This window comes from Pseudomonas acericola (SeqCode) (genome assembly GCF_053456465.1).
In genome coordinates, this window is the sequence record NZ_JBRFJB010000002.1 from 308,689 (window position 1) to 326,808 (window position 18,120).

The 18,120-nt window shown below is 61.9% G+C and carries 19 protein-coding genes; 5 read left to right on the plus strand and 14 right to left on the minus strand.

What is annotated here, in order from left to right; translation table 11 throughout:
- Positions 1-87: 87 nt before the first annotated feature.
- Together rhlB and ACU688_RS07445 are read right to left on the minus strand one after the other, a co-directional pair.
- Positions 88-1,542, minus strand: coding sequence for an ATP-dependent RNA helicase RhlB (gene rhlB, locus ACU688_RS07440; protein ID WP_448184849.1), 1,455 nt, complete (start codon positions 1,540-1,542; stop codon positions 88-90).
- Between the two features lie 95 nt (positions 1,543-1,637).
- Positions 1,638-2,294: an alpha/beta hydrolase gene (locus tag ACU688_RS07445; RefSeq protein ID WP_448184218.1), complete on the minus strand. Its 657-nt coding sequence runs from the start codon at positions 2,292-2,294 to the stop codon at positions 1,638-1,640.
- Positions 2,295-2,638: 344 nt separating this feature from the next.
- Between ACU688_RS07445 and ACU688_RS07450 the strand changes: the two genes are divergently transcribed.
- The 4 genes from ACU688_RS07450 (at position 2,639) to ACU688_RS07465 (ending at position 6,808) form a co-directional block, all read left to right on the plus strand.
- Entirely contained in the window at positions 2,639-3,670 is a 1,032-nt protein-coding gene (locus tag ACU688_RS07450) for an amino acid ABC transporter substrate-binding protein (protein WP_257781572.1), read from the plus strand.
- Between the two features lie 72 nt (positions 3,671-3,742).
- Positions 3,743-4,924 carry an amino acid ABC transporter permease gene (locus tag ACU688_RS07455; RefSeq protein WP_124527387.1) on the plus strand — a complete coding sequence of 394 codons (1,182 nt, stop codon included), beginning with the start codon at positions 3,743-3,745 and terminating at the stop codon, positions 4,922-4,924.
- 10 nt (positions 4,925-4,934) lie between these two features.
- Positions 4,935-6,032: an amino acid ABC transporter permease gene (locus ACU688_RS07460; protein WP_026136786.1), complete on the plus strand. Its 1,098-nt coding sequence runs from the start codon at positions 4,935-4,937 to the stop codon at positions 6,030-6,032.
- An 11-nt stretch (positions 6,033-6,043) separates the two neighbouring features.
- A complete protein-coding gene (locus ACU688_RS07465; protein ID WP_010444394.1) occupies positions 6,044-6,808 on the plus strand; it encodes an amino acid ABC transporter ATP-binding protein in 765 nt (254 codons plus the stop codon).
- 53 nt (positions 6,809-6,861) lie between these two features.
- Here ACU688_RS07465 and ACU688_RS07470 read toward each other — a convergent pair whose 3' ends face one another.
- Both ACU688_RS07470 and ACU688_RS07475 read right to left on the minus strand, forming a co-directional pair.
- Entirely contained in the window at positions 6,862-7,350 is a 489-nt protein-coding gene (locus ACU688_RS07470; RefSeq protein ID WP_448184219.1) for a type II toxin-antitoxin system MqsA family antitoxin, read from the minus strand.
- Entirely contained in the window at positions 7,347-7,658 is a 312-nt protein-coding gene (locus tag ACU688_RS07475) for a type II toxin-antitoxin system MqsR family toxin (protein ID WP_448184220.1), read from the minus strand. Before ACU688_RS07475 ends, ACU688_RS07470 begins: the two co-directional genes overlap by 4 nt.
- Positions 7,659-7,834: 176 nt before the next feature.
- Between ACU688_RS07475 and ACU688_RS07480 the strand changes: the two genes are divergently transcribed.
- On the plus strand, positions 7,835-9,088 hold the full coding sequence (locus tag ACU688_RS07480) for a CynX/NimT family MFS transporter (RefSeq protein ID WP_448184221.1): 1,254 nt from the start codon (positions 7,835-7,837) through the stop codon (positions 9,086-9,088).
- Here the strand turns inward: ACU688_RS07480 and ACU688_RS07485 are convergent.
- The 10 genes from ACU688_RS07485 to ACU688_RS07530 form a co-directional block, all read right to left on the minus strand.
- Positions 9,085-9,708, minus strand: a complete 624-nt coding sequence (locus ACU688_RS07485) for a DUF1120 domain-containing protein (protein WP_448184222.1) — start codon at positions 9,706-9,708, stop codon at positions 9,085-9,087. The two genes, ACU688_RS07480 and ACU688_RS07485, sit on opposite strands and share 4 nt — an antisense overlap.
- Before the next feature lie 33 nt (positions 9,709-9,741).
- Positions 9,742-10,362: a DUF1120 domain-containing protein gene (locus ACU688_RS07490; RefSeq protein ID WP_448184223.1), complete on the minus strand. Its 621-nt coding sequence runs from the start codon at positions 10,360-10,362 to the stop codon at positions 9,742-9,744.
- A 35-nt stretch (positions 10,363-10,397) separates the two neighbouring features.
- Complete coding sequence (locus ACU688_RS07495; RefSeq protein WP_448184224.1) at positions 10,398-11,042, minus strand: DUF1120 domain-containing protein; 645 nt, start codon at positions 11,040-11,042, stop codon at positions 10,398-10,400.
- Positions 11,043-11,053: 11 nt separating this feature from the next.
- Positions 11,054-12,181 (minus strand): DUF1120 domain-containing protein, encoded by a 1,128-nt coding sequence (locus ACU688_RS07500; RefSeq protein ID WP_448184225.1) that lies wholly within the window; start codon positions 12,179-12,181, stop codon positions 11,054-11,056.
- Between the two features lie 11 nt (positions 12,182-12,192).
- Entirely contained in the window at positions 12,193-14,628 is a 2,436-nt protein-coding gene (locus ACU688_RS07505) for a fimbria/pilus outer membrane usher protein (RefSeq protein ID WP_448184226.1), read from the minus strand.
- A 137-nt stretch (positions 14,629-14,765) separates the two neighbouring features.
- Positions 14,766-15,515, minus strand: coding sequence for a fimbria/pilus chaperone family protein (locus ACU688_RS07510; RefSeq protein WP_448184227.1), 750 nt, complete (start codon positions 15,513-15,515; stop codon positions 14,766-14,768).
- Between the two features lie 2 nt (positions 15,516-15,517).
- Complete coding sequence (locus ACU688_RS07515; RefSeq protein ID WP_448184228.1) at positions 15,518-16,144, minus strand: DUF1120 domain-containing protein; 627 nt, start codon at positions 16,142-16,144, stop codon at positions 15,518-15,520.
- An 80-nt stretch (positions 16,145-16,224) separates the two neighbouring features.
- Entirely contained in the window at positions 16,225-16,845 is a 621-nt protein-coding gene (locus tag ACU688_RS07520; protein ID WP_448184229.1) for a DUF1120 domain-containing protein, read from the minus strand.
- A gap of 31 nt (positions 16,846-16,876) precedes the next feature.
- The gene (locus ACU688_RS07525; RefSeq protein ID WP_448184230.1) at positions 16,877-17,491 is read right to left on the minus strand and encodes a DUF1120 domain-containing protein; all 615 of its coding nucleotides are present in this window, start codon (positions 17,489-17,491) and stop codon (positions 16,877-16,879) included.
- Between the two features lie 41 nt (positions 17,492-17,532).
- Complete coding sequence (locus ACU688_RS07530) at positions 17,533-18,111, minus strand: DUF1120 domain-containing protein (RefSeq protein ID WP_448184231.1); 579 nt, start codon at positions 18,109-18,111, stop codon at positions 17,533-17,535.
- Positions 18,112-18,120: the final 9 nt, after the last annotated feature.

An 18,120-nucleotide genomic window follows, 5' to 3' on the forward strand; every position in this document is an offset into this window, starting at 1 on the left:
GGTTTTTCAGTTGAACCGAGGTGATGCCATCGCAGGTAAGCCAGCTCCCACAAAAGCCCGCTCCCACATTTTTATCGTATTTCAGCTTTACGGGCGTTTGCGCTCTACAGCTCGCAACAAATGCGTCGGCGGCGTCTCGCAACTGATCTTGCGCCCCAGCAGTGTCTCGATCGACGGCAACTGATACGAATCATCTTCCCCCGCAAAGCTGATCGACACACCCGCCGCGCCAGCACGACCGGTACGACCAATGCGGTGTACATAATCGTCCGGCACTTCCGGCAGGGTGAAGTTGATCACGTGGCTGATGCCATCAATGTGAATCCCACGGCCCGCCACATCGGTCGCCACCAACACGCGGATCTTGCCTTCGCGGAAACCTTCCAGCGTCTTGATGCGCTTGTGCTGTGGCACATCGCCCGACAGTTGCGCGGCGTTGACGCCATCCCGCACCAGGCGCTCTTCGATGCGGCGCACTTCGTCCTTGCGGTTGGCGAACACCATCACGCGCTCCCAACCGTTGTCGTTGACCAGGTTGTAGAGCAGCTTGTACTTGTCGGCACCGGCCACGGCGTAGATGTGTTGCTCGACGTTTTCGCTAGCAACGTTTTCCGCTTCGATCTCGACGATGGACGGGTCGGTGGTCCACTGCTTGGCGAGGTTCATCACGTCTTCGGTGAAGGTCGCGGAGAACAGCAGGGTCTGGCGTTCGTTCTTCGGCGGGGTCTGGCGAATGATCTGGCGTACTTGTGGGATAAAGCCCATGTCGAGCATGCGGTCGGCTTCGTCCAGCACCATCACTTCGACCATGTCCAGGTGCACGTCGCCGCGCTGGTTGAAGTCCAGCAGGCGGCCAGGCGTGGCCACCAGGATGTCGCAGTGGCGGGCTTCGAGGTGCTTGAGCTGCTTGTCGAAGTCCATGCCGCCGACGAACGTCATGACGTTGAGGCCGGTGTACTTGGTCAGGTCGGCGGCGTCCTTGGCGATCTGCACCACCAACTCGCGGGTCGGGGCGATGATCAGTGCGCGCGGCTCACCCATGTAGCGCTCTTTCGGCGGCGGCGTTTGCAGCAGCTGGGTGATGATCGAGATCAGGAACGCGGCGGTCTTGCCGGTGCCGGTCTGGGCGCGGCCGATGGCGTCTTTGCCGGCCAGGGTGAAGCCCAGCACCTGCGCCTGGATCGGCGTGCAGTACGGGAAACCCAGGTCCTGGATGGCGTGCATCAGTTCCGGGGCGAGTTTGAAATCGTGGAAGCGGGTCTTGCCTTCCTGGGGCTCGACGACGAAGTCTTCGAGTTTCCACGGGATTACCGGCGGCTTGGGCGCGCGCTCACGGCGCGGCTTGGGGGCCGGCGCAGCTTCTTTTACCGGTTCGGGCGCGGTCACCGTAGGCGTCGTCGGCTGGGCGACAGGCGCAGTCCGAGCAGGCTGTTGGCCGTCATTGCGGCTGCCGGCAGTCGGGACAGGAGCACTGGGAACAGGCGCGAGCGGCTCGGCCTCGCTTTTGCCGAACATCTTCTTGAGTGCTTCGAGCACGGTGATCTCATTAATTGGTTAAGGAATGTACGCCGGCCAGTGTAATGCAAGAAACGGGCGCGGCGTAGTGCGTCTGTCATACGGCTACATAAACTTAGGTTTCAGCCCAGGCGTGCGGTCAACCAAGCGCCGATATCGCGGATTTCCTCGGGTAACACTTCGTGGCCCATTGGGTATTCCTGCCATGTCACGGTGACACCACGGCTCTGCAAATGCTCATAGGCGCTGCGGCCCATGGCGTTTTGCACCACGTCGTCGTACTGGCCATGCAGGCATAGGGCCGGAATACGCTGTTGGCTGGCGGATAACTCCAACTCATCGCTGAAGGTCGGAGCATAGGTGGAGAGTGCAATCACGCCACCCAAGGCACCCTGCCATTTGGTAAACGCCGTGTGGAAAACCACCGCGCCACCCTGGGAAAAACCGGCGAGAAAAATCCGCGAAGCGTCTATCCCGCTGCTTTTTTGTTCCTTGATCAAATCGGTGACCATCCGCGCCGATTCTTCCAGCTCTTCGAGGCTGATGGAACGGGCCGGGCTCATGGCCTTGATGTCGTACCAACTGGGCATCTCGTAGCCGCCATTAATGGTCACCGGACGGGTCGGTGCCTGGGGCAAAACGAAACGAGTGGTCAGCAAGCTTTCTTGCAGGGCTTCGGCCACCGGCAGGAAGTCGTAGCGATCGGCACCCAGGCCATGCAACCAGATTACGCAGGCGTCTGCGGGCTTGGCGGGCTGAAGAATCAAGGGTTCGGTCATGTCTGCTCCATATATGTGCGTGCGCTCCGATTAAGTGCGACGGAACGGTGCGCGACAGGTTGATCTGTTAAGAGAATGTCGCAAGGTTGAATCTTTTGCTCTTGATAGTGGGCTGAAACGACTCAGCCACCACTCTGGTACGCGCCTTGCTATGTGTAGGTCGATGTCAGAACTATCCCGGGCCGGTAACACTATCAGTGACTGCCGTTGTGGGATAGCCGCTGGAATTACCGCGAAAGCCTCATGCTGCTTGACCCTAAAAAAAGCCAACACGGGTCGATATCGCCTCATAAGGGTGCGCAGAGGTTTTAGCTCCGACACAACAAGAGCAACTGGAGGTTTGAATGAAGGTATTGAAATCCACCCTGGCCATCGTGACTGCGGCGACTGTACTGGGTGTCAGTGGTTTCGCCCAAGCCGGCGCCACCCTGGATGCCGTGCAGAAGAAAGGCTTTGTGCAATGTGGCGTGAGTGACGGCCTGCCGGGTTTCTCGGTGCCGGATGCCAGCGGCAAGATCCTCGGGATCGACGCTGACGTGTGCCGTGCTGTTGCCGCTGCCGTATTCGGCGACGCGACCAAGGTCAAGTTCAGCCAGTTGAACGCCAAGGAGCGTTTCACCGCGCTGCAATCCGGCGAAGTCGACATCCTGTCCCGCAACACCACCATGACTAGCTCCCGCGATGCCGGCATGGGTCTGAAATTCCCAGGCTTCATTACCTACTACGACGGTATCGGCTTCCTGGTTAACAACAAGCTGGGCGTGAAAAGTGCCAAGGAACTGGACGGTGCAACCATCTGCATCCAGGCCGGTACCACCACTGAGCTGAACGTTTCCGACTACTTCCGTGGCAACAACCTGAAATACACCCCGATCACCTTCGATACCTCCGATGAAAGCGCCAAGTCGCTGGAATCCGGGCGTTGCGACGTGCTGACCTCCGACAAGTCCCAGCTGTTCGCCCAGCGCAGCAAGCTGGCGTCGCCGAAGGACTACGTGGTACTGCCGGAAACCATCTCCAAGGAGCCACTGGGCCCGGTCGTGCGTAACGGCGACGACGAGTGGCTGGCCATCGTGCGCTGGGTTGGCTACGCCATGCTCAACGCGGAAGAAGCCGGTATCACCTCGAAAAACGTTGAAGCTGAAGCCAAGTCCACCAAGAACCCGGACGTCGCCCGTCTGCTCGGTGCCGACGGCGAATACGGCAAAGACCTGAAAGTGAAGAAAGACTGGGTGGTACAGATCGTCAAGCAAGTCGGTAACTACGGCGAAGTGTTCGAGCGCAACCTCGGCAAGAGCACCCCGCTGGAAATCGACCGTGGCCTGAACGCGCTGTGGAACAACGGCGGCATTCAATACGCACCACCTGTGCGCTGATCGCTGATGGTTCTGTCACCCGGTGGGCCAACCGCCGGGTGATGTTCTGTTCCATTATTTCCGGGGCACTTCATGCAAAATCAAATCGGCGCACCCAAGCAGAAGCTCAGCTTCAGCGATCCCAAAGTGCGTGCGTGGCTCTTCCAGATCATCACGATTGTGGCGGTGGTCTCGCTGGGCTGGTACCTCTTCAACAATACCCAGACCAACCTTCAGCACCGGGGCATTACCTCGGGTTTCGACTTTCTTGAGCGCAGTGCCGGCTTCGGCATCGCGCAGCATTTGATCGACTACACCGAATCGGACAGCTATGCCCGGGTCTTTGTCATCGGTCTGCTCAACACCTTGCTGGTCACCGTGATCGGCGTGATCCTCGCGACCCTGCTGGGCTTCATCATCGGCGTGGCACGGCTGTCGCCGAACTGGATGATCAACAAGCTGGCGACGGTGTATGTGGAAGTGTTCCGCAACATTCCGCCGCTGCTGCAAATCCTGTTCTGGTATTTCGCGGTGTTCCTGACCATGCCGGGGCCGCGTAACAGTCATAACTTCGGCGATACCTTCTTTGTCAGCAGCCGTGGCCTGAACATGCCGGCCGCGCTTGCCGCTGATGGCTTCTGGCCGTTTGTGGTCAGCGTCGTGGTGGCCATCGTGGCAATCGTGCTGATGGCGCGGTGGGCCAACAAGCGCTTCGAAGCGACCGGCGTACCGTTCCACAAATTCTGGGCGGGCCTGGCGCTGTTCATCGTGATCCCGGCGTTGTGCGCCTTGATCTTCGGTGCACCGCTGCACTGGGAAATGCCCAAGTTGCAGGGCTTCAACTTTGTCGGCGGCTGGGTACTCATCCCCGAACTGCTGGCGTTGACCCTGGCACTGACCGTCTACACGGCAGCGTTTATCGCCGAGATCGTGCGGTCGGGCATCAAGTCCGTCAGCCACGGCCAGACCGAAGCCGCGCGCTCCCTGGGCCTGCGCCCTGGACCGACGCTGCGCAAGGTCATCATCCCGCAGGCCCTGCGGGTGATCATTCCGCCGCTGACCAGCCAATACCTCAACCTGGCGAAGAACTCCTCGCTGGCCGCCGGTATCGGTTACCCGGAAATGGTTTCGCTGTTTGCCGGCACGGTGCTCAACCAGACCGGCCAGGCCATCGAAGTCATTGCCATCACCATGAGCGTGTACCTGGCGATCAGCATCAGCATTTCGCTGCTGATGAACTGGTACAACAAGCGCATTGCGCTGATCGAGCGGTGAGGACACACCCATGAGTACGCATACTTTCAAACCTGATATGCCGCCGCCGAGCAAAGTGTTCGGCCCGGTGGCATGGATGCGCGCCAATCTGTTTTCCAGTTGGCTCAACACCCTGCTGACGTTGCTGGCGTTCTACCTGGTCTACCTGGTGGTGCCGCCGATCCTGCATTGGGCGATCCTGGATGCCAACTGGGTTGGCACTACACGCGCCGATTGCACCAAGGAAGGCGCCTGCTGGGTGTTTATCCAACAGCGCTTCGGGCAGTTCATGTACGGCTACTACCCCGGCGACCTGCGCTGGCGCGTGGACCTGACCGTGTGGCTGGCCATCGTCGGCGTGGCGCCGTTGTTCATCTCGCGCTTCCCGCGCAAGGCGATCTACGGCCTGGGCTTCCTGGTGCTGTACCCGATCATCGCGTTCTTCCTGTTGCACGGCGGCATCTTCGGCCTGAGCAACGTGGCGACCAGCCAATGGGGCGGCCTGATGCTGACCCTGGTGATCGCCACCGTCGGTATCGCCGGCGCCTTGCCGTTGGGCATTGTGCTGGCACTGGGGCGGCGTTCGAACATGCCGGCGATTCGTGTGGTCTGCGTGACTTTCATCGAGTTCTGGCGCGGCGTGCCGTTGATCACCGTGCTGTTCATGTCCTCGGTGATGCTGCCGTTGTTCCTGCCTGAAGGCATGGGCATCGACAAATTGCTGCGAGCGTTGATCGGCGTGATCCTGTTCCAGTCGGCCTACGTGGCCGAAGTGGTGCGCGGTGGCTTGCAGGCGATTCCCAAGGGCCAGTACGAAGCGGCCGCCGCGATGGGCCTGGGTTACTGGCGCAGCATGGGCCTGGTGATTCTGCCGCAAGCCCTGAAGCTGGTAATCCCCGGCATCGTCAACACGTTTATCGCGTTGTTCAAGGACACCAGCCTGGTGATCATCATCGGCCTGTTCGACCTGCTCAACAGCGTCAAGCAAGCCGCCGCCGACCCGAAATGGTTGGGCATGGCCACCGAAGGCTACGTGTTCGCCGCCCTGGTGTTCTGGATTTTCTGTTTTGGTATGTCGCGCTATTCCATTCATTTGGAACACAAGCTCGACACAGGCCACAAGCGTTAGGAGTTGATGTTATGAGCGAAGCGATCAAACAGCCTGTGAGCCCTGAAGGCATTATCCAGATGCAGGGCGTCAACAAGTGGTACGGCCAGTTCCACGTGTTGAAAGACATCAACCTCAACGTCAAGCAGGGCGAGCGTATCGTGCTGTGCGGCCCGTCGGGTTCAGGCAAGTCCACCACCATCCGCTGCCTCAACCGCCTGGAAGAACACCAGCAAGGCCGCATCGTGGTGGATGGCGTGGAACTGACCAACGACCTCAAGCAGATCGAAGCGATCCGCCGCGAAGTCGGCATGGTGTTCCAGCACTTCAACCTGTTCCCGCACCTGACCATCCTGCAAAACTGCACGTTGGCGCCGATGTGGGTGCGCAAGATGCCCAAGCGCAAGGCCGAAGAAATCGCCATGCACTACCTGGAGCGCGTGCGTATCCCGGAGCAGGCCCACAAGTTCCCGGGGCAACTGTCCGGCGGCCAGCAACAGCGTGTGGCGATTGCCCGGGCGCTGTGCATGAAGCCGAAAATCATGCTGTTCGATGAGCCGACGTCGGCACTCGACCCGGAGATGGTGAAGGAAGTACTCGACACCATGATCGGCCTGGCCGAAGACGGCATGACCATGCTGTGCGTAACCCACGAAATGGGCTTTGCGCGCACCGTGGCCAACCGCGTGATCTTCATGGACAAGGGCGAGATCGTCGAACAGGCAGCGCCGAATGACTTCTTCGACAACCCGCAGAATGAGCGGACCAAGTTGTTCTTGAGCCAGATTCTGCATTGATCAATGTGTGAATAAATAAACCCGGCCTGGTGCCGGGTTTATTGTTTTGAGGATCAGGACGCTTTGAGGGCTTCTGGCGTTTCGTTGTTGAGGGTGTAAGTGAAGGCGTTGCGCAGGTCTGCGCCATCGGCCAGCTCTTTGGCATCGGCGAGCAAGTCGGGGTGACGATCCAGCAGGCGCATCAACACCATCAACGGTTTGGGCGGTGTTATTTCGCCGCGTTCGTAGCGTGAGAAGGCGTTGTGCCCGCCACCGGACAGCAACGCCACGGTTTCTTTTTGCGTGAGGTGCAGCTTGCGACGGATACGCTTGAGTTCGGCGCCCATCTTCCGCCGTGCGGCGTGGAGCAGCTCATCACTGGCCTCGGCGTGGCGTTCGCAGCTATCGGGGTCGTACATGCCGTCCTCGCACACCTGGCACTCCCAGCCCGAAAGACCTTCAATGCACCGCTCCATGCCTTTGATGCGCAGGGTTTCACTGCGGCCTTCAAAACGCACCATGGCGTCGGGGGCTCCGCAGATGAAGCAATGTTGGGTATTCATAGGTTCATCCCTTTGAAGGAGATCACCGGTGGGTTACTGCCGGAGCAATACGTCACCTTGATGTAAATCTCCAGACCGTGTGAATGGATGTGGTAGACGTCCTGCCAGACACGATGATCGGCATAGGTGGTCATCGACTTGTACAACATCCTGTTTTTCAGCGCGAAAATGATCGATTGCATCTCGCTGAGATCAAGGTCGAGCGCTCCTGCGGTTTTCTTTGCTGCACGTGTGAACGCCTTGGCGCCAAGCCGTCTCACATCCGCCTTTACCACCGCCAAATCGTAATGAGGTGTGTACTTTTCCATAAGACACCTGAGTCCAATAATTACCCTCTAAGGGTAATTTTACCAATCGAAAATACTGCTCCTTTTCCTGCCTAAAAAACCTAGTGCGTTGCTCTTGTAGGCGCGTCCGAATAGGCTGTGGGACTTTTCAACCTGTGATCAGGGCAAATGCCCATCCCTCTGCCGGCAGTGGATCAATGACCTCCGAAACCAAGCTCGAAGAACTGTTGATCGACGCCGAAGCCGATGACGAAGTGGTGCAACACCGCCCGCCGGTGGTGAGTCGTCCGTGGTTGCTGATCATGGGACTGGTCCTGGTGGCAATGAACCTGCGCCCGGCGCTGTCGAGTCTTTCGCCGTTGCTTAGTGAAGTGTCCGACAGCCTGGGGTTGTCGGCCGCCAAGGCCGGTTTGCTGACCACCTTGCCGGTGTTGTGCCTGGGGCTGTTTGCGCCGCTGGCGCCGATCCTCGCGCGGCGCTTTGGCGCCGAACGGGTGGTGCTGGGGATTTTGCTCACGCTGGCTGGCGGCATCATCCTGCGCAGCTCATTCGGCGAAGCCGGGCTATTCGCCGGCAGCCTGATCGCAGGTGCCAGCATTGGCATCATCGGCGTGCTGTTGCCCGGTATCGTCAAGCGCGACTTTGCCAAGCAGGCCGGGACCATGACCGGCGTCTACACCATGGCGCTGTGCCTGGGCGCGGCGTTGGCGGCCGGGGCCACGGTGCCGCTGAGTCACTACTTTGGTGACAGCTGGACCCTCGGCCTGGGTTTCTGGATTGTGCCGGCGCTGGTCGCGGCGCTGTTCTGGCTACCCCAAGTCGGGCAGAAGCACGGCGCCCATCAGGTCGCCTATCGCGTGAAAGGCTTGCTGCGCGACCCATTGGCCTGGCAGGTCACCTTGTACATGGGTCTGCAATCCTCCCTGGCCTACATCGTGTTTGGCTGGGTGCCATCAATTTTGATCAGTCGTGGCCTGAGTGCCACCGAAGCCGGCTTGCTGTTGTCCGGTTCCATCATCGTGCAACTGCTCAGCGCCCTGACTGCGCCGTGGCTGGCCACCCGTGGCAAGGACCAGCGCCTGGCGATTGTGGTCGTGATGGTGCTGACCCTCGGCGGCCTGTTCGGCTGCCTGTACGCGCCGCTCGAGGGGCTGTGGGGCTGGGCGATTCTGTTGGGATTGGGGCAGGGCGGTACGTTCAGCCTGGCGCTGACGTTGATCGTGTTGCGCTCGCGGGATTCCCACGTGGCCGCCAACCTCTCGGGCATGGCCCAGGGTATCGGGTACACGCTGGCCTCATTGGGCCCGTTGGCGGTGGGTGTGCTGCATGACTGGACCGGTGGCTGGGCAGCCACCGGCTGGGTGTTCGGCGTCATCGGCCTGGGCGCGATCATCGCCGGGTTGGGGGCAGGTCGTTCCCGGTATGTCGGGGTGACCAGCGAGAAGGTTTAGAGGTAACGCACGGTCAGCGTGACTGAGCCGTCAATGGGCACTTCTTGGGTGAGGGTCAGGCCGCTGGTGGGGGCAATCATCGGGCTGACGGTCATCTGGGCCTCAAAGGCCTGAACCGGGATCGGCGCGTAAGTCGAAGTGTCGGCAACCGAGGTGATGCGGTCCGGCCCAATGGCGAAGTGGCGTTCCCAGGTAGCCCCGCCATCAAGCGAATCGATCGGTCGGCTGGCTACGCCATCGGCGAACGCTTTCTCCAGGAACACGGACATCGACCCGAGCTTTTCGTTGCCGTTGATCAGCCCTAGGCCAAAGTAGACGGACTCGCCCATGGCTTCTGAGCCTGCGCGGTTATCCTTTGGCTCAATGGCCATCAGGGTCGGCGCATCGCAGGTAACGGCGATTTGAGTGACAAAATCGCCCAACCCGGTGAAGTCGTTGGGCTTGAGGTCTTTGGAGGAAACCTTCCCCAGTTCAATGTTCCCACCATTGCCCAGGCTGGGTGTGCACGCACTTGGCGTGATCAACCCGCGCACGGTCAAATCAGTGCTGGAAGCTGCGAATGCGTGGCCGGTGCCGGCCAAAATCAGGCTGGCGATCAGGGCGTTCAGGGATTTGCTCAAGGTGTTGCTCCTCTACAGGGATAGTTAAAGGGATTACAGGTAGTTAACTGTCACGGTCACGGAACCATCGAGGGGGACCTCATTGGTCAGCGTCAGGCCCTGGGAGGGGGCAATAACCGCTTGGACTTGCAGGCCCGTGGCCAGGCGTTGCACTGGGATCGGCACCACGGAGCCCGATTGGGCAACACTCGTAAGTCCGTCGTCGATGAACGAACTATCGTTCTCCCAGGACACGCCACCGTCCCGTGAAGCAATGCCGTGTACGTAAACGTCATCCGCCATCGGGCCTGTCAGCCCCATCGTGAGATAGCCGATTTTTTCACTGCCATTGTTCAAGCCAAGGCCGAAGTTGTAATAGTCGAGACTGGACTCGGTCCCTTCACGGTTGTCTTTGACGGCAATCGCAAACAGCGTCGCGGCTTCGCAGGTCATCGACATTTGCAGGGTCTGAAAGGGCAAGTAGGTGTGCTGCGTCGGGCGCAGGTCCTTGGCTGACAGCTTGCCGAAATCGACCACGCCGCCGTTGCTAAGGGCGGGTGAGCAGGCACTTGGAGTAATTGTGCCCTTGACGCTCAGGTCGACGTTGGAGGCGGCGATTGCGTTGCCGGTTGCTGCCAGTAAGGCGGTGATCAACAGGTTACGGGTGATGCTCATGGTGTTGCTCCTACAGGGGGGAAGGAAAAAGGGCGTTACAGGTACACAACTTCCAACGTGGCCGACCCGTCCATCGGCGTTTCCACGCTGAGGTCCAGGTTCTGCCGGGCGTTGATCGTGGCTTCCAGCTTCAAGGTGCTGGTCAGCGTCTGGATGGCCGATGGGCCGGCAGTACTGCCCACTACATCGGTAAAACCGAGCAGGCTGCGCGAGCCGACATCGATGGGGTTGAGGTTGGCGGTGCGCCACGCCAGGCCACCGGTGGTGGACTCGGTGCCGTACACCACGGCCAGGTCATCGACCACGGTTTGCTTGGGGTCGAAGCTCACCGAATACACGCCAATCTTGTTGCCGCTGATATCCAGGCCCAGACCGTAGAAAATCTCGCTGTTGACGTGGGCCGTGCCGTCGCGGTTGTCGCGCATGCGCAGGGCAAAGCGCCCGGCCGCGTTGCAGTTGACGGTGAGGGTCAGGTACTTGTGGGGCAGGCGCGTGCCATTGGTGAGGTTGAGGTCATTGCGCGAGATCTTGCCGAAGTCCACCAGACCGCCGCTTGACAGCAGCGGCGTGCAGGCCATGGGCGTGATCAGCCCGGTCACGGCCAAGTCGACGGTGGAGGCGGCGTGGGCGGTGCCGGTGAGCATGGCCAGTGCGGCCACGGGCAGCAGGATCGGTTTCATGGGGAAGGCTCCTAGAGGTAGTTGAGTTCGAGGGTGGCGGCGCCGTCGAGGCGTACTTCGCTGCCCAGGTCCAGCGTGCCCAGCGGTGCGATCACCGCTTCCAGGCTCGTGGTGGCGCTCAGGTTCTGAATCGGCTCGGGGCCGCTGGTGGTGCCGGCGCTGGCGCTGAAGCCGAGGAAGCGGCTCGCGCCAATCGCCAGCGGGCTTGCACTGGCACTGCTCCAGGGCAAGGCGCCGGTGGGGGAGTCGGTGCGGTACAACTGAGGAAGGTTGTCGGCGGTGGTGCGTTGCGGGTCGAACACTAACCGGTAGCGCCCGATCTTCTGCTGCCGGGCGTCGAGGCCCAGGCCGTAAGTGGTGTCGTCCGCCGGGCCGGTGGCAGAGCCTTGGCGATTGTCCTGCAGGCGCAGGGCGAAGGTCGCCGGGGCATCGCACGTGACACTCACCACCAGGGGCCGGGCAGGCAGGGCGGTTTCCTTGTCCTGGTGCAGGTCCATGACCGACAACTTGCCCAAGGCCACCGTGCCGCCGTTGGACAGGCTGGGCGTGCAGGCCGCCGGGGCGAAGCGTGCTTGCAGGCGCAGCTCCCGCGAGCGCCCGGTGTGGACCGCGTCGAACACGCCGCTGGTGTCCCAGGTGAGTGCATCGCTGACGCGCAAGGCGTTGTCCCTGGCCCAGGCGCTGACGAGCAGTTGCAGCGACAGACTGCGCCCGCTCACCGGCACGCCAGCGCGCATCGGCACCATCCCGTGGTCAGGGCGCCAGGCCAGGGTCGAGCCGCTGCTGACCGCAGGCTGGCCACTGCCGGGCAACAAGCCCAGTTCCACGGCCTGGCCGTCGAGCAGCGCATCACTGGCGCGCAGGCTGTAGCTGCCGCGCGGGGTGAATTGGAAGCGCTCGCCACCGGCCGCAAACGCGCGATAGAACAGGCTCAGCTCGCTTGGGTTGGGACAGTTCAGGGTCAGGCTCAAACGCCGTTCACCCAGCAGGTGTTCGGTGCTCGATCCTTGGGTCACGGCTCGGTTCACCAGACCGAAATCCACGGCGGTTTCGCTCAGGTTCAACTGGCATTCATCCATGCCCCAGGCGTTGGCGCCCACGAGCAGGCTCAGTGACAACAACACAGGTTTCAGGCCCATGGTGAGGTTCCTCATGGCAGGCACCGTGCCGGTGCGGTTTCGAAATACACCTCGGGATCGCCGCGCTCGGGCAGCTCGAAATCCAGGCGGCAACGGGCTTGGCCGGGGGCGCTGACCCACAGTTCGCGACGCTCCAGTACATCCGGCAAAAACACCTGGCTGCCTTCCTGGACCAGGGTCACGAACTCGCCGTCGGCGCTGCTGACGGCGGCGCCACGGGGCAACGGCTGGCCGTTTGCACCCGACACCTTGAGCAGCGCACGGCGAGTGAGCGCTACGCCGAACTCGACTTTGTCCACCGCGCCGCGCCCGGCCGACAGCACCGCCAGGCCATTGCTGATATCGGCATTGCGCGGTAGCGAACGGGTTTGCACTTCCACCGGGCTGCGGCCATAGGGGCTCAACTGCGACACCACGGCCTGGCCCTGCCAGTCGGTCCACACCGGGCCGCTGGGGGTGCTGACCTTGATGCCGGCCATGTCGCCCACCGACATCAGCGCGAAGGTCTCGCGCACCGGGTAGGGCGAGAAGGTCAGCCCGTCGCCGTGCAGCACCACGCCACCGCGCGCGCCGCCCTGGTAGCTGGAGCGTTCCTGGTTGTTGCGGGTGTAGTTGAAGTCCAGCTGGCTGTAATAGGGCAGCGCCGAAACGCCTACGGAGGACTCCACTTCGCGGTCGCGGCTGTCGCGTTCGACCCCGACCTGGTAGCTCAGCTGGTCGTTGATTTGCTCGCTGACCCCGGCACCGATGCGGTGCTCGCCGTCGGCATTGCGTGCCCAGGCGCGGCCGCGACGGTTCTCGCCCAAAGGCACACTGATATTGAGGTACACGCTGTCATCGCTGTGCTGGCGCCCGCCCACTTGCCACTCGGCACTGGCGGACACCGACACCCGGCCAAAACTGGTGCCCCACGACGCCAGCGCGCGGCTGCTGCTTTCGCCGGTAAAGGACGACGAACGTGAAATGCCGGCACTGAACGCGCCCAGCGCGGGGTGGGACCAGGATGCGGTGGCGCTTTGTTGGTCGCGGTAGCGGGACTGACGTTGCTCGCGGGTTTCGGTGACGTAGGTGGAGTCTTCCAGGTCGCGATAACCCAGGCTGCGCCAGGAGCCGGCGGTCGTGATCGCCCAGCGTTCGCCCAGGCGTTGCGACCACGACAGGTCGGTTTGCACGCCGCGCTCGTTGCCGTTGCGCGTGGCTTGGGCGATCTGGGTCGACACCTGGAACTGGCTGTCTTGCCACGGCAACCAACCCAGGCTGGCGCCCGCCGCACGATAGTCCTCGGCCCCCAGTACGCCGGCGCCGACGCTGACTTGCGGGTGCAGCGCGCCGCTCCAGCCGCCACTGACCACCCAGGGTTCGGTACCGTCGCCGGCGCCGATCTTGCGCACGCGCCCGGCCGCCACCGAGTAACCCGGCGCCGGCAGGCCCAGGCCAAGCATGGCGGCGGGTACGGTGAAGCGGCGTTCTTCGCCGCTGGTTTCCTTGACCGTGACTTCCACATCCGAGCGGCTGTTCAAGCGCCGTACATCGGCCAGGGCAAACGGCCCGGCGGGCACCACGGTGGAGTGAATCAACGTGCCGTTCTGGCGAATCTCCACCTGGGCCGGGCTATTGGCAATACCGGTGATGGTCGCGCCCTGGTTCTGGTCTTGCAGCGCCGTCTCGGTGAGCACTTGGGCGCCGGTGATCTGCGCGCCGGCCAGCACCGGGTTGTACAGGCTGATCTGCCCGGCCTGGAACACCGCTTGTTGTTCGGCAAAGGTGCGCTGGGCGTAGGCGTCCAGGTGGGTGGTGCGCGTCACCTTGTCTTGCCAGGTGCGCACCTGGCGGCTGCGCACGATCCAGTCGCCGGCATTGAAACCCACCTCGGTATTGGCCGAGCCGAAGCGGCTGTTGTCGTCGCCATAGTCGTTGTACAGGCCGCTCAGGTCATAGTTGAGCAGCCCGGCAAAACCGCCGGTCTGGTAGCCGGAGACGTCGCGCACCGAGGGGCGCAGCGCATCGGTGGGCACCACCAGCGACACGCTGAGGGTGGCCGGGTCTTGCTCGATCACGGTCTGTGGGTAAGCGCCGAGAAAGGCATGGCACTCGGCTTCATCTCCCGGCACGCGCAGGTTGCCCGCATCCAGCAGTGCCTGGTTGAAACACAGCGCGCCTTGCCCGTCGAACACCACGTCGACCCGGCCCCGTCGCTGACCGTTGACGTTGAGGTTGAGCGCATGGCGCCCGGCGGTGAAGCGCGGGGCTTCCAGCAACAGGTTGGCCAATTGCGGATCGATGCCGCGTTGGGCCAGGGTTTGCGGGTCGAATGAGCCGGCCGTTTCGTCGGCCAATGGCTCGCTTGTAGGCAGTGTGGTGCCCAGGGCCAGCGCAAGGCTGGCCAGCCATCTGCGCGCCCGCTGGGATGAAACGCCAGGCACGGCTTCGCCGTCGCGATCAGTCATAACTGTGCTCACAAGTGGTACTCGAATAATGGAGGCAGGCCCGCGCCTATCCTTCGCGGCGGGCAAGCTCCCGGTGACCTTCAATGGGAGGCCACTTCGTTATCAGGGCGCCGGCATTGATCCCGCCGGCGCTGCGATCAGAGGGTGATCGGTGCTTCGTAAGGTGCCACTGCAAACCCGTAGACGGTGGCCGGTTGCATCTGCACGGTGCTGGCCTGGGCCTGGCTGGCGGTGACGCTCAAGGTTTCGCCGGGCAGCACGTAGGTACGTGGCAGCAACGCCGTGCCTTTGCCGGGCAGCAGCGTGAGTTCCTGGGCCAGGCGTACGACGTAGGGCGTCGGGTTGTTCACGCTCAGTTGCTGGTTTTTCAGGCTCCAGACCAAGCCGGTCCAGGGCGTTCGATTGGGGGCGAGCCCTTTGGGATGCAAAATCACCGGCAAGTTTTGGCGCACCGTCACACCCACCCGCGCATGTCCGGCCTGGCCTTCGGCGCGGCCTTGGGGCATGCCTTCGAAGATCACCCGTTTCAAGCGCTGGGTGGTCAAGGGCGTGGGCGATTGCAGGATGAAGCGGATCAACTGGCTCTTGGACGGCTCGACCCGGGTCAAGGGTGGCGTGACAAACAGCAGCGGCGCGGTGTCCTCGGGGATGTCTTCGAGGGTCACGTGCAGCAGGGCGAGCTTGGCGTCGGTGTTGGTCACCGACACCGAGGCCTCGCCATCGGCCTCATGCACGATCACCACCGAGGTGTCCGGCACCATGCCGTCAGCCAGTACCAGGGTCGGGCCCCACAATGTCAGGGTCAGGGCGGCGAGGTAGAGGCAGGTGTAGCGAACCAGGTTGAACACCCGTGTAATGGTTTTGGCAACGCAAGGGAAAGGGAACATGACTACAGATACCTCAGGTCTAGCACGATGGAGCCGTCCAGCGGCACCTCTTGGTCGAGGGTCAGGTAGGCGGCGGCGTTGATCAATGTTTTGATTTCCAGCTTGGCGGTGAGCTCGCTGTGTGGGTCCGGAACCAGGGTGCCGGGGTGCGCAAAGCCCATGTAGTTATCCGGGTAGGCGTTGGTTTCGGGAAACCAGGTCAGGCCTCTATTGCTGGAGGCCAGCACAATGGCGCGCTGGCCATCGCCCACCGCTTCGCGAATGGCCAGGGACACTGAACCCAGGCGCTCGGTCGGCGCGTGGACGTTGTTGCCCAGACCGTAATAGAAACCTGGCCCCACGGAGGAGTCGGCACGGTTATCCACACCCACCAGCACGAACAGCACGGGCTGATTGCAGCTCACACTCATATCCAGCGTGCGCATGGGCAGTTCGGTGAACTCGTACTGGTTGAGCGAGCGAGCCGGCACCCGCCCATGGTCGACGATGCCGCTGGGCGACAAAATCGGTGTGCAGGCGCTGGGGGTGATACTGCCACTCAGCGTTACATCGACCTTAGAGGCGCACAGTGCAGGGGTGGCTGTCAGGCATAGACAGAGCGTCATCAAGCGGCGTGAGAGCGTGTTCATGGTCTGTTGTTGGAACCGTGTTGAGGGACATCCGTGAGAACAGCGGTGGGCGCACGCTTGAGCGCTACGCCCGGTTTCCGTTACAGGTACTTGACGGTGAGGGTTGCGGCGCCATCGATGGGCACTTCTTCGGTCAGGGTCAGGGTGTTGGTGGGCGCGATTCGCGGGGCAATAGTCAGGTCTCCCGTGAACAACTGGACGGGGATTGGGGCGTCGACGCTGGTATTGGCGACTGAAACGATATTGTCGCGCGCGAAATAACGACCGTTGGACCAAGTCAATCCGCTGTCTTCCGATACGATTACCCGGGCAGCCACGCCATCAGCAACTGGATTGAGAATGCGCATTTCCATGTCGCCCAGTTTTTCTGTGGTGTTTATGAACCCCAGGCCGTAGTTCCCTATGTAATCTTCGTAATTGGAACCTGCGCGATTGTCCGTAGCCTCCAGGGCCATGAGGGTTGCGCTATCGCACATAACGGTCAGTTGCAGGGTTTGTTGTACGAGTCCTGTTGGCCGATCAACATTCAGGTCCTTGGCAGAAATTTTGCCGACATCCGCGACTCCGCCATTTGACAGAGTCGGCTCGCAGGCACTTGGCGTGATCAGCCCGCGTACGGTCAGGTCCACGCTGGAGGCGGCCAGGGCGGTGCCTGCGCCGGTGAGCAGCAGGGTGGCGAACAGGGCGTTCAGGGTTTTCATAGTGTTGCTCCTAAGTGAGTAAAAAAGCGGCTTACCAGTACTTCAGTTGCAAGGTGGCCTGGCCATCGATCGGTACTTCATCAAGCAGCGTCAGGGCTTCGGCAGGCACGATGATGGTGAATGCGCGCAGTCGGGCATTCAGGGTTTTCAGGGCGATGGGTGTGTCGGGGCCGTCCAGGGCAGCAAACGAGGTCAGCGCCTCATGCCCCAGGTAGATTGAGGGGGACCAGTTGGCGCCACCGTTGCTTGAGATGATGGTCTTGACGGGTTTGTCGTCGGCCACCGGGTCGAACAGCGAGAACGCCACGCTGCCCAGTTTTTCTTTCTCGGGGGTCAGGCCCAGACCATGGTGTCTCGGGTTGATGGCGGAGGTGCCCGCGCGGTTATCCACGGTGGTCAAGGTAAAAAAGGTCTCACCCTCGCACAGCACTTCAAGGCGCATCTCGGCCGGATCGAGCCTGGTGGGTGATGTCCCTTGGAGATCCTTGGACGTCATCTTGCCGTGGTCGATCACGCCGCCATTGGACAGCACCGGCGCACAGGCGCTGGGGGTGATGGTCCCGGAGACGTTCAGGTCGGTACTGCTGGCGGCAAAAGCGCCGGGGGCAAGGGCCGCCAGCAGCAAGGCGAGGGTGGGTTTATCCATGGGCACAAGTCCTTGTGAGGTGTGGGTTGAGTGGGTGCGTGTCACAGGTAAATCAGGTCCAGCGTGGCGGCGCCGTCCAGCGGCACTTGCTGGTCGAGGGTGAGCCCGTTGGCTGGGGCAATCTTGCTTTCGACGTACAGGTCGCTCGTGACATCAAGCAATGGCACCGGCGCCGCAACACCGCTGTCGTTGTTGCCGAAAGCCGACAGGTTGTGCCACACCAGGAAAACCCCCTGCGGGAAGTTCCACCAGGACGCGCCGCCGTTGACGCTGGTCAAGGTGGACAACTGATCGGTGCTCGAAACGGGGTCGCGCAGCGTCAGCAGATAGCCACCGACTTTTTGGTTCCCATTGATCAGTCCCATTCCGTAGGTGTAGCCATCGTCCAGATAGGCACTGCCGGCGCGGTTGTCTTTGCTGCGCAGGGCGAACAGTGTCGGGGCCGCGCAGTTGACCGTGAGTTTGAGCATGACCGTCGGTAGCCGGGTGGGGCTGTCGGCGGACAAGTCTTTAGCGGGCATTTTGCCGAAATCGATCTGTCCGCCCTGGCTCAAACCAGGGGTGCAGGCACTGGGCGTGATGCTGCCGCGCACCGCTAAATCGATACTGCTGGCGGCCATAACGGTGGC

Bases quoted from the DNA above. Each gene is read 5' to 3' on its own strand.
- ACU688_RS07445 (WP_448184218.1), bottom strand. From the start codon at position 2,294: ATGACCGAACCCTTGATTCTTCAGCCCGCCAAGCCCGCAGACGCCTGC.
- ACU688_RS07450 (WP_257781572.1), top strand. From the start codon at position 2,639: ATGAAGGTATTGAAATCCACCCTGGCCATCGTGACTGCGGCGACTGTA.
- ACU688_RS07455 (WP_124527387.1), top strand. From the start codon at position 3,743: ATGCAAAATCAAATCGGCGCACCCAAGCAGAAGCTCAGCTTCAGCGAT.
- ACU688_RS07460 (WP_026136786.1), top strand. From the start codon at position 4,935: ATGAGTACGCATACTTTCAAACCTGATATGCCGCCGCCGAGCAAAGTG.
- ACU688_RS07465 (WP_010444394.1), top strand. From the start codon at position 6,044: ATGAGCGAAGCGATCAAACAGCCTGTGAGCCCTGAAGGCATTATCCAG.
- ACU688_RS07470 (WP_448184219.1), bottom strand. From the start codon at position 7,350: ATGAATACCCAACATTGCTTCATCTGCGGAGCCCCCGACGCCATGGTG.
- ACU688_RS07475 (WP_448184220.1), bottom strand. From the start codon at position 7,658: ATGGAAAAGTACACACCTCATTACGATTTGGCGGTGGTAAAGGCGGAT.
- ACU688_RS07480 (WP_448184221.1), top strand. From the start codon at position 7,835: ATGACCTCCGAAACCAAGCTCGAAGAACTGTTGATCGACGCCGAAGCC.
- ACU688_RS07490 (WP_448184223.1), bottom strand. From the start codon at position 10,362: ATGAGCATCACCCGTAACCTGTTGATCACCGCCTTACTGGCAGCAACC.
- ACU688_RS07495 (WP_448184224.1), bottom strand. From the start codon at position 11,042: ATGAAACCGATCCTGCTGCCCGTGGCCGCACTGGCCATGCTCACCGGC.
- ACU688_RS07500 (WP_448184225.1), bottom strand. From the start codon at position 12,181: ATGGGCCTGAAACCTGTGTTGTTGTCACTGAGCCTGCTCGTGGGCGCC.
- ACU688_RS07505 (WP_448184226.1), bottom strand. From the start codon at position 14,628: ATGACTGATCGCGACGGCGAAGCCGTGCCTGGCGTTTCATCCCAGCGG.
- ACU688_RS07510 (WP_448184227.1), bottom strand. From the start codon at position 15,515: ATGTTCCCTTTCCCTTGCGTTGCCAAAACCATTACACGGGTGTTCAAC.
- ACU688_RS07515 (WP_448184228.1), bottom strand. From the start codon at position 16,144: ATGAACACGCTCTCACGCCGCTTGATGACGCTCTGTCTATGCCTGACA.
- ACU688_RS07520 (WP_448184229.1), bottom strand. From the start codon at position 16,845: ATGAAAACCCTGAACGCCCTGTTCGCCACCCTGCTGCTCACCGGCGCA.
- ACU688_RS07525 (WP_448184230.1), bottom strand. From the start codon at position 17,491: ATGGATAAACCCACCCTCGCCTTGCTGCTGGCGGCCCTTGCCCCCGGC.
- ACU688_RS07530 (WP_448184231.1), bottom strand. From the start codon at position 18,111: ATGGCCGCCAGCAGTATCGATTTAGCGGTGCGCGGCAGCATCACGCCC.